This is a genomic window from Sphaerospermopsis sp. FACHB-1194, assembly GCF_014696235.1.
GTDB lineage: Bacteria > Cyanobacteriota > Cyanobacteriia > Cyanobacteriales > Nostocaceae > Sphaerospermopsis > Sphaerospermopsis kisseleviana.
The window spans coordinates 46,781-60,488 of record NZ_JACJPU010000033.1; the positions used below are offsets into that span (position 1 = coordinate 46,781).

Sequence of the window (13,708 nt, forward strand, 5' to 3'; positions counted from 1 at the left end):
ATCAAAAATAATACATCTAGTAAATTTGACAAGTCAATACGTAAAAATCCTTAAATAAGGTGGAAATTAACCACCTTATGTTTTTGAGAGTTTGTCAAATACAAGACTAAATCAAAGCTGCAACCTTCCCCAACAAACCCGCAAACAAGCGTAAACCATCAGTATTACCTAATGCTTGATCTGCTGCGCGTTCAGGATGTGGCATCATTCCTAACACATTACCTTGCAAATTGCAAATCCCTGCAATGTTATTTAATGATCCGTTGGGGTTTTCTCCGTGATAACGAAATACCACTTGTCCGTTATCTTCAATTGCTGCTAAAGTATCCTTATCAGCGTAAAATCGACCCTCTCCGTGGGCAATGGGTAAAGTGATCACTTCTCCCTCTGTATAACCATGAGTCCAAGGTAAATTATTACGCTCAACTTTTAAGGGAGAGCGATCGCAAATAAAATGCAAATCTCGGTTTTTCGTTAACACACCCGGCAACAAACCAGCTTCAGTTAATACCTGAAATCCATTGCAAATACCGATGACAAACTTACCTTTTTGTGCGTGGTTGACAACTTCCTGCATTACAGGGGAGAAACGAGCGATCGCCCCACAACGCAAATAATCACCGTAACTAAAGCCCCCAGGGACTATAATTACATCTATATCACTAATATCCGTCTCTTGATGCCAAACCATCCGTGTTGGTTGTCCGAGTAAGTCTCTAGTCACATACGCGGAATCACGGTCACAATTAGAACCAGGAAAAACTAAAACACCGAATTTCATAAATAAGGGAATAGGGAATAGGGAATAGGTGACAGGTGACAGGTGACAGGTGACAGGTGACAGGTGACAGGTGACAGTAAAGAAGTTTTTACCAATTACCAATTACCCATTACCAATTACCCATTACCTAAAAAACACCAGTTTGAGATTCTACTTCAATCAAGTCAAAACGATAGTTTTCGATCACAGTATTTGCTAACAGTTCCTCACACATATTTTTCACATCTTGATTCGCTATAGCTTCATCGGGTGCAATCGTGGTTAATTCAATATATTTACCAATTCTTACTTGTTCAACGGTTTCATGTCCCATTTGTTTTAAGCTAGTTTGTACGGCGACACCAGCAGGATCGAGAACTGAAGGCCGAAGAGTCACAAAAATTTTAGCTAAATACTTCCTTTGCATGAGGGGGGTAACTTTTGCTGAATGGTGCGATCGCTATCCTATAACTTTTATGTTCCAACTGAGTGAAAATAGAATCACAGACTGGTTAAAGTTAATCTATCAACCAGCCAATCAAAAAAGCTCATATCAGATATGGTAACTTAAACTAGTCACATAAGATACAAAAAAATTTTTATTTTCCAGTCCCAATCTAAAAGCCAAAATTACTATGAAAGCTATACGTACCCGCAGTCAAGAGCGAATTTTAAACCTATTGAAAAACATCAAACAAGGAATTTCCGCACAAGACATATACATAGAATTACGTAACTGTAGTCAAAGCATGGGTTTAGCTACAGTTTACCGTTCCCTAGAAGCTTTGAAACTCGAAGGTAAAGTACAGGTGAGAACTTTATCTAATGGTGAGGCTTTGTATAGTTTAACCCAACAAGATAAACATCATCTCACCTGTTTACAATGTGGTCTTTCCATACCTATCCATCAATGTCCAGTCCATGAACTAGAAAACGAGTTACAAACCAGCCATAAATTTAAAGTATTTTACCACACCCTAGAATTTTTCGGACTGTGTAATAAATGTCAGGAAGTAGGTGACAGGTGACAGGTGACAGGTGACAGGTAAGAGTTTTTATTAAGGGACTGACAAATAAAAAAATATACAAGTGTTTCTTGTGGTGCGGGTATCTTGCCCGCTAATTATACAGGGCAGGCAGGATGCCTACCCCACAAGATGAGATAATAACCTAGTCCCTATTCTCCAACAAAGAATGAGAACCATTGGGAATATCAGAGACAATAGAACGAATACCTTCTAAAGTAGCAGGTATGGTGCGAGGGTCCATAAACACCACCTTACTACTATCACTTTTACCAATAGTTGTACCCATATCTAAATAACCTAGTGCAAAGAGAACTTCTAAAGCTTTGTGTGCATCTGGGTTAGTTTGCATCCTTTGGGCTATAATTTCTGCTGACTCCGCGATCGCCTGTGCTTTCAAAACCTGCTGCTGTCTTTCCGCTTGCGCCTTTAAAATAAGTGCTTTTTGTTCCGCTTCCGCTTGTAAAATTATCGCCTTTTGTCGCGCTTCCGCATCCAAAATTTGAGCATCTGCTTTACCTCTAGCACTATTTACCGCCGACTCTCGATCACCTTCAGATGTTAAAATTGCTGCCCGTTTCCGTCTTTCTGCGGACATTTGCAATTCCATAGACTCTTGCACAGCCTTAGATGGGATAATATCTCTCAATTCCACTCGTGTAACTTTTACACCCCAAGGATCAGTAGCAATATCTAAATCTCTCAGCAGAATTTCATTAATTTGAGTTCTGGCAGTAAAAGTCTGATCTAACTCCAATTGTCCCATTTCCGAGCGAATTTGAGTTAAAACCAAATTAACCATCGCTGACTGGAGATTTTCTACCTTATAGTAAGCTTTCTCCATATCCACGATCCGCCAATACACCACTGCATCAACAGTAATGGAAACATTGTCACGGGTGATACATTGCTGAGGAGGAATATCTAAAACCTTTTCCCGGATAGTTTGCTTATACACAATGTTATCGAAAAAAGGATTAATCATATTTAAGCCTGGACCAAGCTTTTTCTTATAACTACCCAAACTTTCCACCAAAGCTTCATCACCTTGATTAATCACTCTAATTGATTTGAGGACAACAGTACCGCCCCCAAAAGCCAAAGCAAGTAACAATAAAAACTGACCCATTTTGATAAATCTCCGCAAATACGGTGCTTTGAAAACTCTTATCTGTCACCTGTCATTTGTCACCTGTCATAAAATATTTTCTGGCATTACAATCAAAGTCGTACCTTCTCTACTGACCACATAAACTTTTTGCCCTGGTGCTAAACTGAGTTTGTCATCATCACATCTAGCCCGCCAGGAATTACCCTCATATAGTACCCGTCCCGCCTGACCTGGTAAAATTTCTGTTAAAGTTTCGCCAATCACTGCATCAGAGATTTTTGATCTGCGTGTTGGTGGTTGTAAAAACCTGCGGGAAAACACAACTAAAACCGTGGAAAGCAACAGCCAAAGAATAACTTGTAGCCATAAACTGCTCAAACCCAAATAAGAAAGTAGCGCCACCGCAAAGGCACTAATTCCCATCATAAATTCTACAAAGGCAGTTGGTAACAAAAGTTCCATCAAACACAGGATTATTCCTGCTACCAGCCAGATTAAGGTAAAAGTTGGCATAACGCCATCCCAGACAATAAAAACAAAAAATTTAACCCCAATATTATTTTGTGATTAACTACATCTCAACCATCACTATTTACGGAAAGAAATTTTTGATTTCCAAATTTTTGCTTTCAAGTACAAACCTATCAACAAGAGCATACAAACATATTTGATTCCTATTCTAGTAATTAACATCCCAATTTGATCTAAAATCACCTGAATTTCTTTATAATTTATACACTCACAACTCAAGCTCAAAAATAGAATATGTAGCATAAATAAAACTTTGAGTATTATACTTAAACTTCTTTTAAAATTATTAAATCTTTATAATTTCTGACTTAACTATTCTCTTGACTCAGTGCAGGGTGCAGGGTGCAAAGTATAAAGTGCAAAGTACAGAAATTAGTTCTTCTTCCTCCTGACTCCTGTACGGGCGTTCGCGAAGCGTGCTGGAAGCATCAGCATTCGGGTGATAAATTATTAATTTTTGTCCAAGGTTGTTTTCCGAACGCTTCGCCCCTACGACTCCTGACTCCTAACTCCTTAGTTTATACATTTATGATTTCTACTGAACGGATAATTCATTGTATCAATCCCGACTGTGAAAAACCCATTAATAATCTAGGCGATCGCCTTTGTAAAAATTGCCAAACACCCATAGTTTACCGCTATCTGTGGGCGATCGGCACAAACGCAGCCAACATACTCCCGGAAACAAAAATTGCCGACAGATATGAGGTAATTACACAGCAAATTTGGCTAGATACCCAACCAGGAAAACCACCAGAAATACCATCAGAACTGCCACCGGCAGTTATCCCCTACCTAAAATTATATCCACAAAAGTTACACATCCCCCAACCCTACGGATTTACAACTTCTACAACCGAAGACACAGAAGACACAAATGATATTCTCTTATTAGAAAATGCACCTATAGATACAAAAGGCAATCTCTACCCCATCATTACCGAAGTATGGGAAGAAGCAAAAGCAGTTAGACAATTATACTGGCTATGGCAAATTCTCCAACTGTGGAAACCCTTATCAGAACTGGGAGTAGCTGCAAGCTTACTATCACCAAATAACATACTCGTTCAAGGTTGGTGTATCAAATTACTAGAACTATACCAAACAACAGAAACACTTACCTTGCAGCACTTAGGGCAATCTTGGCACTCATGGGTACTGGTAGCAAAAGCCGAAATAGCCCCTGGTTTAAGTAATATCATCCAGCAGATGTGCCAAGGTGAAGTAGATTTTACTACCATTAGCCATCAACTTAATCAATTATTACTAGCATCAGCAGCAGAATTACCATTAATGGTGAAAGTTGCTGGGTTTACAGATGCAGGTCTTGTGATGAAACACAATGAGGACAGTTGTTTCCCTAATACTACTGATAAAATAGACAACTATTTAAACCAGCATCTATCAGTAGTTTGTGATGGTATTGACGGACATGAAGGCGGCGAAGTTGCCAGTCAACTAGCAGTTCAATGCTTAAAATTACAAATCCGTGCTTGGTTACAAGATGTAGCCGAACAAACAGAAATTGTCCCCCCAGACTTGTTGCAGCAACAACTAGCGGCTAGTTTGCGGGTAGTAAATAATATGATCTGGTCACGCAACGACGAACAAAACCGCCAAGGTAGAGAACGCATGGCCACCACGTTAGTCATGTCCATACAATTACCGCAACGTATAGTCACCAATACAGGATGGGAATCAGAAAATACTCATGAACTTTATATAGCTAATGTTGGTGATAGTCGTGCTTATTGGATTACTCCCAGCTATTGCCAACTACTAACCATAGATGATGATATGGCAACCAGGGAAGTGTGTTTTGGTCAAAGTTTGTATCGTCAAGCAATCACAACAGCTAACGCCCATGCACTCACCCAAGCATTAGGAACAAAAGAAGCCGAATCTCTACAATTTGCCATCAAACGCTTTATTTTGGAAGAAGACGGGATTTTATTATTATGTTCCGATGGTTTAAGTGATCATGATTGGGTAGAAAAATCTTGGCAGAATTATGTAATTCCCCTGTTAACAGGTAAACTGACAGTGGAAGATGCAGCACGTAACTGGGTAAAATTGGCAAATGAAAAAAACGGTCAAGATAATACATCTATTGTTCTCACGGTTGTCCGTACTTCCCAAGCCCATTTAGTACCTGTTACACCTGTACCAATAGTATTAGAAACGTCAGAAACAGAGGAAGTAGGGATCACAAGCACAGAAACAGAAAACTTTGAAGCGCAAGCACCAGCAGTAGATTATTTAGCAGAGAGTTCCCTAGCTTTAATAGATTTGAATCTAAGTGAAGAATCAGCTTCTACTCCTGTTAAAGCAGCAAATCGGGGTAAACTGGTCTTAGTTTTAGGCGGATTTTTAGCTTTGTTGGTTGGAGGTACAAGTTTAGGTTTATTTGCTTGGTGGCAACTTCAACCCCAGTCTTTTGGGCGGTTGTGTCAGCAACTTCCCCCAGAATTACAACAATTCTGCCCCCAGCGCCAATAAGCTATATTTCTTGAATGTCAAGATATGGTAAGATCAACCAAGTCAATCAATTCAGTAATCAAGAAAATTAGGTATAAATAATACTATGAATATTGGCGATCGCGTTCGTGTAAAAGAGTCGGTAATAGTTTATCATCATCCTGAGCATCGGGGTCAGGGTTTTGACATCAAAGGATCAGAAGGGGAAATTTTTGCTGTTGTTACTCAATGGCAAGGCAGACCTGTCAGTGCTAACCTGCCAATTTTAGTTCAGTTTAGCAAAAAATTTAAAGCTCATTTACGTGAGAATGAATTAGAGGTTATCAATTGATAATTGATAATTGACAATTGACAATTGTTTCATTCAAGCTTCAAAGTCTCTCCTTCCCAGAAGAAAAAAAGAAAAAATTTACTATTTCCCAATCCTCTTACTTCCAGGTAAGGCGAAGTAATTGTCAATTGTCCATTTTTACAGCACTTTCTGGTGTTATGAGGTACACCACGGGCGGGCAAGATGCCCACCCCACAAGAGTTTTATTATTAAAATTTGTACCTCATAGCAATGGAATCTGCTGTAATTGTCCATTGTTAATTGTCCATTGTTAAACTAAATCTATCTCAATCAAATCAAAAATCCTCAGCGGCGAAAAAACCACCCCATAATATTGAGTTCGCCGCGCATTTTTTCTAAGTCTCTACGGTTTTCGGCTGCGGTTGTGTAATACCATTCACAATAACGTTTAAATTCCGAACGAGTCTGAACTTCGTGGTAAAATTCTACAGTTGTTTGGTGAACTGCAAACACTTCCTCAACTTCCGGCTGAGGTGATGGGACTATATATGGTAGTTCTTTACTCATAGGTTATTAGTCATTAGTTATTAGTCATTGGTTATTAGTCATTGGTTATTAGTGAATTTTTCCCAGTCCCCAGTCACCAGTCACCAGTCACTCACAACCAACCCCGCAAACCATAAACAAAACGTCCAATATATTCTTTTAAAGCACTGGTAAATTGATTCAAGTTATCAGAGTCAGGGAATAAATTTAGTATAGCGGCTTTGGGAGTGCTGGTTAATTCTTCCAACTCACCCCGACTAACGAGAAAATCAGTGGGTGCAGGAATAACATCAATATTTTGGCGCTGAAAAATTTTGAGCGATCGCGGTGTGTGCATAGCCGAAGTTACTAACAATACTTTTTTAATTCCTCGTTCTCCGAGAATTTTCTGCACATTAACAGCGTTTTGATAGGTGTTTAAAGAATCAGGTTCTTGAATAATCGCTTGGGCTGGTATACCCAAAGATGTAAGAATAGTAGCCATATCTGCTGATTCTGGAGAACCGCTACCACGCCAATCAATGCGACCACCACTTAAAATAATTAGAGGTGCTTTTTTTTGCCGATAGAGTTGAGCCGCATAAATCACGCGATCGCCCGCTTCACTTAAATCAACCGTCGGACGAGGCCAAACCGCTGATTTAGTAGCACCACCCAAAACCACAATAGCTTCAGCTTGGGGTATTTCCGTCATGGGGATATTTTGCCATTCTAGCGATCGCACCAGATTTTTAGCCATCCAAGCATTACCACAAACCAATAATAAAGTTAAAGATAGGGAAATACAAACAGCGGCAATTTTTGGACGTTTCCACAAAGTTACCAAAGCCACTATTAAACTAACACAAGCTAATCCCAAAGGATAAAAAAATAGAGGTAGTAATTTAGAAAGATATAGAAACATTATTTTGAATAACTCAGGAGTTAATTAAGATCCAGATCCCCGACTTCTCCAAGAAGTCGGGGATCTGTCCACTTTATATTTTACATTTAATGATGTTTATCTACCTATCACCAATTAATATTCTAACAGCTTTTTCTATTACTATAGATGCCGCTGGGCAGTTTGTACAGGATTCAGAAGAGTTACTTTATCTTGCCAATTTAACGCTGATTTTTTTCTTGGAGAAGCACTTTGATTTTGAAATAATACAAAAGCCGCTACAGCTATTAAAAAATAACCAAAATATTTTTGTAATTTTTTACCATCAATAAATTGAGATAAATAAGCACCAAAAAAACTACCCAAACTAGCAGAAATCACAAAAGATCCGATTAAATTCCAATCTAAATCCACCTGTCCTAAATAACCTAAAAAACCAGAAATTGCATTAACAACTAAAATTAATAAAGAAGTACCAATAGCTTCTTTCATAGGTGTTTTACCCAAAATCACTAAAGCCGGCACAATCGCAAAACCTCCTCCAACTCCCACTAAACCTGTTAATATTCCCACACCTAAACCTTCAGTTAACAACCATAACCAACAATACTGACAAACAGGAGGTTGATAAACTTCGATTTTGATATTTTCTAAGTGATCTTCTGAAGATAATTTAGTGGAATTTTGCAAACTTCTCTTAATCATTAAACTTGCTGCTATCAGCATCATAATTGCAAACAGCAGCATTTGTAAATTATCAGTAACAAATGGTAAACCTGCAATTTTTGCCCCTAAAAAAGCACCCAACATAGTAGCAGAACCAAAAATAAATGCTTTTTTAAAATTAATATTTCCCTTTTTCCAATGAGGAATTAAACCAATTAAACTCACAGTACCTACAATTACTAAAGTCATAGCAATTGCAGGTTTTGTTGGTACTCCCATTACATAAACTAAAATTGGTAAAGCTAAAACCGACCCACCACCACCAATTAAACCTAAACTAATACCAATTCCCGTTGCTAAAATATGTCCTAATATCCACATCATAATAATTCGTAATTCGTAATTTTTAGGTAAGTATTCAGGATACAGAATAAAGGATTAATAATGAATTAGAGTTTTCGATTTATTCTTGATAATTGATACAAAAACTTACTTTTGTAGCTCACTACTACAAACAAATATTCTGACTCCTGACTCCTGAATTATTACAAAGAAAAATTAACCACGTTGGTTATAAGGTAACTTAGCTAATAACATACCCATTGCACAGGTATTTGTCACCCCTGCAAATACCAAACCAGCACCCACAAAACCGCTTAAAATTAAAAACCAGGGAGAAACAAAAGCACCTAACACAGTTCCTATAAAAACTAAAGAACCTGCAACTATTTGTACTTGTTGCATAATACTAATAGGAGCATTTTTATTAACTTGAGTCGGATATCCTGACTGTTTCCAAGCAGTAATTCCACCTTGTAACTGACAAAAATCTACAAACCCAGATTGAATTAATTTTTGTGCTGCTTTATTGGATCTATTTCCAGATTGACAGTAAATAACAACTTGTTTACCAGGAACTAATTTGATTTTTTCTGGTTGAAATTGAGAAAGTGGTAAAACTTGAGAACCGGGAATATTTTCACCTGCATATTCTGAAATTTCTCGCACATCTATTAAATGTACTTGCTGTTTTTCTATTAACTCCTTAACACCAGCAGCATCAACAAATTGTAATTCCTGTTTAGTTGAAGTATTCATTTCTCAAAACTCCTCAAAATCCTATTTACTAAATATTAAAAACTCTGCCATTAAAAACTCTGCGTACTCTGCGCCTCTGGGTGAGAAATACCCTAAAATATTAAACTGCAATAGCATTTCCACACTTTTCATTTGCTGGAACAGCAGCCATCATTTTTTGCGGATTAGGTAAATTTAACCCATTCATTAATTGAATAAAACAGTCCCGATTATGTCCTTTAAATCTAGGATTATATTGCTTTTCTTCCCCAATAGTTGAAACTGTAAAACCTTTATAATCATGTCCAGGATAAACCAAAGTTGCATCAGGAAGAGTAAACATTTTTTGGGTAATGACATCAAATAAAATTCCCGCATTACCACTTTGAAAATCGGTTCTTCCACAACCGCGAATTAATAAAGAATCGCCGGTTAATAATCTTTCTTTGTTTAATAAATAAGCTAGATGACTATCTGTATGTCCTGGTGTGGCGATCGCTTCAATTACAATAGAATCTAATTGTAAAATTTCCCCATCTTGCATTTGTTGATCCGCGCAACTCGCTGGTGCATTTGCTGGTACAACTCCCAAACATCCAGTTAGTTGACGTAATTTACCCGTACCTGTGATATGATCTGCATGGATGTGAGTTTCTAAACAGTAGCGTAGTGTTAAACCTAACTCTTGAACTAGCTGTAGATCCCGTTCTACCTGTTCCAACACCGGATCTACTAAAACTGCTGCTTTTGTTGTCTTGTCAGCAATTAAGTAAGTATATGTACTAGATTCTCTGTCAAAAAGTTGGCGAAATAACATATTTACACCTGAATTATTTACCTAACGAAATGATTATATTGCTATATAGTAAGATAGTCAACATAAAGTTATAAAATTTTTGTGGTTTTTTATGTCAGATATATTTCCGGGCGCTCTTAATCATGTTGCAGAATATTTCAAAGTGCTATCTGAAGTCAGTCGGTTACAGGTGTTGTGTTGTTTAAAAAATGGAGCGAAGAATGTAACCCAAATCATAGCTGAGACTGGACTAGGACAAGCAAACGTATCGAAGCATCTTAAAATTTTAACTCAAGCGGGTATTGTCAAAAGAACACCCGAAGGAGTCAGCGTGATTTATGAAATAGCTGATCCGATATTATTTCAATTGTGTGATTTAGTATGCGATCGCCTACAAGTGAGACTCGAAGAACAAACTAAGCAGTTAGAGAAACTCAAACTTTAGGAGTCAGGAGTCAGGAGTCAGGAGTCAGAATAAAGATTTTTCTGTTCCCTGTTCCCTGTTCCCTGTTCCCTTTGATTAACTAAACTGCTCTTCTGCATCTAAATTAAATAGCATTTGCAGAGTTCTCATACAATTACGTCTAGCTTCAACATCTTGCTGTGACCGTAATTGTACCATGGGATCATGTAAAATTTTATTCACTATTCCTCGTGTGAGAGCTTCAATCACTTCTTGGTGTTTTTCACCAAATTCTGACCCTAAGCGAGAAAGTGCTTTTTGTAATTCTTGCTCGCGGATGTTTTCCACTTTATTCCGCAAAGAACTGATAGTAGAGACAGTTTCTAAACTCCGCCACCACACATCAAAATCTGCCACCTCTTCATCTAGGATTTTTTCAGCTTCCTGTGCCATTTTACGACGACTTTCGTAGTTTTGCGCTACAACAGCTTTTAAATCATCCACATTAAAAGCCTGGACATTTGGCAAATCGTTTACATCTGCATCAACATTTCTAGGTACAGAAATATCAAATAACATCAACGAGTGGTTAGGATCTAAAACCATTTCTAACTTAGCACGATCCAAAATTGGCTCTGTTGAAGAAGTGCTAGTAAATACTATATCACTATGGGAAACCACAGATATCATTTCTGGTAACAGATGTATTTTAATAGGTACTTCTGAGAACTGCTTTGCTAATTCTTCCGCACGTTCACGAGAACGGTTCACAATAGCAATTCGAGTTGCACCTTTAGAAATTAGGTGTTGTACAAGTAACCGCGACATTTTCCCCGCACCGAGAATAGCGATCCGATAGGGAGCTAAATTTTCTACCTTAATTTGCGCTAATTCCACAGCAGCGGAACTAATAGAAACTGCACCAGTACCAATACTGGTTTCTGTACGGACTCGTTTACCTGCGGTGATAGCTTGTTTAAATAAGCGATTTAAAGTTGTTTTTATACCATTAAATTGTTGTCCCAGTTTGTGAGTATTTTTCACCTGAGCCAGAATTTGACCTTCACCGAGAACCAAACTATCCAAACCAGCAGCAACTCGCATCACATGAGTCACAGCGTCAGAGTGCATCAAAGTAAATAAATGTTGACGCAAAGATATGATAGGTAATTTGCTGTGTTCTGCCAGAAACTGAGTAACCTCCTGAATACCGTAAGTAATTTCACTGCTAACAATGTAAATTTCTAGACGGTTACAGGTGCTAAGGATAGCCACCTCATCAATATGGGGATAACTGAGGAGATGAGCGATCGCACCTTCGGTTTGAGGTTCAGGAATACTGAGTTTTTCTCTTACTTCTACTGGGGCTGTTTTATGGCTTAACCCCACCACTGCAATATTCATCTTTTATTTCTTAAATTCTTAAATGGATAATTTGTAATGGGTAATGGGTAATTGGTAATTGGTAATGGGTGGTAATAAATTTTTCCAATCACCAATCACCAATCACCAGTCACCAATCACCAAAAATTAGTGCAGTTGTACGATCTTGGGTTGCTCATTCATGTGAATGGTATCTACAAAGCGAGCAGTCTTAGACTGGCTAGAAATAACCAAACTTTGAGTTCTAGAACCACCGTGGAAGAAACGTACACCTTGCATCAAATTACCAGAAGTGATACCACAAGCAGCAAAGAGAACAGTTTCACCAGATGCCAATTCATGAGCATCATAAACCTTATCTGGGTCAGTGATACCCATAGAAGCTAGACGATCTAAGTTAGATTGTTTGCTTTCACCGATCAAACCGGTTTTCACAACTTCAGGATCATAGATTAACTGACCTTGGAAGTGACCGCCTAAAGCACGCATAGCAGCGGCAGAAATTACACCTTCAGGAGCAGCACCAATACCCATCAGCGCGTGAATGTTAGTACCAGCAAAACCGCAAGATAAAGCTGCACCTACGTCACCATCAGAAATTAATTGTACTCTTGCGCCAGCTTCGCGGATTTCTTTGATTAAATCGTTGTGGCGTTCGCGCTTCATCACAACTACTACCAGTTCTTCAATAGAGCGACCTAAACACTCAGAAAGAATCTTCAAGTTTTCGGTAGCTGACTTGTTGATATCAACCTTACCCTTAGCTGCTGGGGGTGCTGCTAACTTCTTCATGTAAAAATCAGGAGCAGCAAACAGACCACCTTTTTCAGAAATTGCCAAAACGGCCATTGAACCGGGTTGTCCGTAAGCTACCAAGTTAGTACCTTCGCATGGGTCAACAGCGATATCAATTTCAATTAATTCATCAGGGTTGCATTGTGCTTTAGCTTCGGGATTAGCACAAATACCTACTTCTTCACCGATGTAAAGCATGGGAGCGTCATCACGTTCACCTTCACCGATCACAATGCGACCGCGCATATAGATTTTATTCATGCGTTCGCGCATAGCTTCCACTGCTACCTGGTCAGCAGTGTTCTTTTCACCCTTACCCATCCACTTTGCAGAGGCGATCGCTGCTTGCTCCACAACCTCAATAATCTCTAAACCAATTGTATTTTCCACAGGACTGCCCTCTCAGTTGCTGATATTAGCGTCGTTTTTATCTGACCATTTCAGTCTTTAAGTCTACCAAAGTACGGATACATATAGAAAAAAGTTAAGTTTTACTGCTATTAATTATCCCAAGTGGTCAAAATGTTAGAAAATAGCAGTAATTTTGTATTAACCTAAGTTGCTAGTTAAGAATAGGAGGCAGGAGGTTAGTAGCTAGTTACTGTTTTCTTAACCAAGAATAACAAATACTCACATTTGCTGAAAATTTCCTGTCATCTTTTGGCTTTGTGACAGAATTACAGTAAAATCACTGTATGCTACTAGGATTCAAAACCCAACTCAAAGTTAACAAGCAACAACGACTACTACTGGCGCAACACGCAGGAGTAGCCAGACACGCTTGGAATCAAGGTTTAGCACTGTGTCAACAGGTATTATTACATAACAAACTGCAACCAGAAGAAAAAATCAAATTTCCCACAGCCATAGATTTACACAAATGGTTAGTAGCAGCCATTAAATCTACCCATCCTTGGTATGATGAAGTGTCTAAATGCGCCCCTCAATACGCATTAAGATAT

16 protein-coding genes are annotated in these 13,708 nt (G+C 38.4%); 5 read left to right on the top strand and 11 right to left on the bottom strand.

Going from position 1 to position 13,708, the window contains the following annotated elements:
- Positions 1–106 precede the first annotated feature (106 nt).
- Positions 107–781, bottom strand: coding sequence for a phosphoribosylformylglycinamidine synthase subunit PurQ (gene purQ, locus H6F45_RS17995; RefSeq protein WP_190347994.1), 675 nt, complete (start codon positions 779–781; stop codon positions 107–109).
- A 127-nt stretch (positions 782–908) separates the two neighbouring features.
- Positions 909–1,187, bottom strand: a complete 279-nt coding sequence (gene purS, locus H6F45_RS18000) for a phosphoribosylformylglycinamidine synthase subunit PurS (protein ID WP_096572035.1) — start codon at positions 1,185–1,187, stop codon at positions 909–911.
- Between the two features lie 208 nt (positions 1,188–1,395).
- Here purS and H6F45_RS18005 point away from each other — a divergent pair, with 208 nt between their 5' ends.
- Positions 1,396–1,788 (top strand): Fur family transcriptional regulator, encoded by a 393-nt coding sequence (locus tag H6F45_RS18005; RefSeq protein ID WP_096572036.1) that lies wholly within the window; start codon positions 1,396–1,398, stop codon positions 1,786–1,788.
- Between the two features lie 142 nt (positions 1,789–1,930).
- Here H6F45_RS18005 and H6F45_RS18010 read toward each other — a convergent pair whose 3' ends face one another.
- Both H6F45_RS18010 and H6F45_RS18015 read right to left on the bottom strand, forming a co-directional pair.
- Positions 1,931–2,914, bottom strand: a complete 984-nt coding sequence (locus tag H6F45_RS18010; protein ID WP_096572037.1) for a stomatin-like protein — start codon at positions 2,912–2,914, stop codon at positions 1,931–1,933.
- A gap of 66 nt (positions 2,915–2,980) precedes the next feature.
- Positions 2,981–3,409, bottom strand: a complete 429-nt coding sequence (locus H6F45_RS18015; RefSeq protein ID WP_096572038.1) for an NfeD family protein — start codon at positions 3,407–3,409, stop codon at positions 2,981–2,983.
- A gap of 546 nt (positions 3,410–3,955) precedes the next feature.
- Here H6F45_RS18015 and H6F45_RS18020 point away from each other — a divergent pair.
- Both H6F45_RS18020 and H6F45_RS18025 read left to right on the top strand, forming a co-directional pair.
- Positions 3,956–5,926, top strand: a complete 1,971-nt coding sequence (locus tag H6F45_RS18020) for a protein phosphatase 2C domain-containing protein (protein ID WP_190347988.1) — start codon at positions 3,956–3,958, stop codon at positions 5,924–5,926.
- 85 nt (positions 5,927–6,011) lie between these two features.
- Positions 6,012–6,236: a ferredoxin-thioredoxin reductase variable chain gene (locus tag H6F45_RS18025; RefSeq protein WP_137667135.1), complete on the top strand. Its 225-nt coding sequence runs from the start codon at positions 6,012–6,014 to the stop codon at positions 6,234–6,236.
- Positions 6,237–6,542: 306 nt separating this feature from the next.
- Here H6F45_RS18025 and H6F45_RS18030 read toward each other — a convergent pair whose 3' ends face one another.
- The 5 genes from H6F45_RS18030 to H6F45_RS18050 all read right to left on the bottom strand — a co-directional run bounded on the left by H6F45_RS18030 (position 6,543) and on the right by H6F45_RS18050 (position 10,186).
- Positions 6,543–6,764 carry a hypothetical protein gene (locus tag H6F45_RS18030; RefSeq protein WP_096572041.1) on the bottom strand — a complete coding sequence of 74 codons (222 nt, stop codon included), beginning with the start codon at positions 6,762–6,764 and terminating at the stop codon, positions 6,543–6,545.
- Positions 6,765–6,855: 91 nt separating this feature from the next.
- Positions 6,856–7,647: a YdcF family protein gene (locus H6F45_RS18035; protein WP_137667136.1), complete on the bottom strand. Its 792-nt coding sequence runs from the start codon at positions 7,645–7,647 to the stop codon at positions 6,856–6,858.
- Positions 7,648–7,788: 141 nt separating this feature from the next.
- On the bottom strand, positions 7,789–8,676 hold the full coding sequence (locus tag H6F45_RS18040; RefSeq protein ID WP_190347989.1) for a sulfite exporter TauE/SafE family protein: 888 nt from the start codon (positions 8,674–8,676) through the stop codon (positions 7,789–7,791).
- A 174-nt stretch (positions 8,677–8,850) separates the two neighbouring features.
- Positions 8,851–9,390: a rhodanese-like domain-containing protein gene (locus H6F45_RS18045; RefSeq protein WP_190347990.1), complete on the bottom strand. Its 540-nt coding sequence runs from the start codon at positions 9,388–9,390 to the stop codon at positions 8,851–8,853.
- Between the two features lie 100 nt (positions 9,391–9,490).
- Positions 9,491–10,186 carry an MBL fold metallo-hydrolase gene (locus H6F45_RS18050; RefSeq protein WP_190347991.1) on the bottom strand — a complete coding sequence of 232 codons (696 nt, stop codon included), beginning with the start codon at positions 10,184–10,186 and terminating at the stop codon, positions 9,491–9,493.
- A gap of 91 nt (positions 10,187–10,277) precedes the next feature.
- On the opposite strand from H6F45_RS18050, the gene H6F45_RS18055 reads away from it, so the two are divergent.
- Positions 10,278–10,610: a metalloregulator ArsR/SmtB family transcription factor gene (locus tag H6F45_RS18055; RefSeq protein WP_137667139.1), complete on the top strand. Its 333-nt coding sequence runs from the start codon at positions 10,278–10,280 to the stop codon at positions 10,608–10,610.
- Between the two features lie 75 nt (positions 10,611–10,685).
- On the opposite strand, the gene H6F45_RS18060 is transcribed toward H6F45_RS18055, so the two are convergent.
- Positions 10,686–11,972 (bottom strand): glutamyl-tRNA reductase, encoded by a 1,287-nt coding sequence (locus H6F45_RS18060; protein WP_096572047.1) that lies wholly within the window; start codon positions 11,970–11,972, stop codon positions 10,686–10,688.
- Between the two features lie 126 nt (positions 11,973–12,098).
- Positions 12,099–13,136: a class II fructose-bisphosphatase gene (gene glpX, locus H6F45_RS18065; protein WP_137667140.1), complete on the bottom strand. Its 1,038-nt coding sequence runs from the start codon at positions 13,134–13,136 to the stop codon at positions 12,099–12,101.
- Positions 13,137–13,441: 305 nt separating this feature from the next.
- Here glpX and H6F45_RS18070 point away from each other — a divergent pair.
- On the top strand, positions 13,442–13,708 hold a 267-nt coding region (locus H6F45_RS18070; protein WP_190347992.1), incomplete at its 3' end, for a helix-turn-helix domain-containing protein.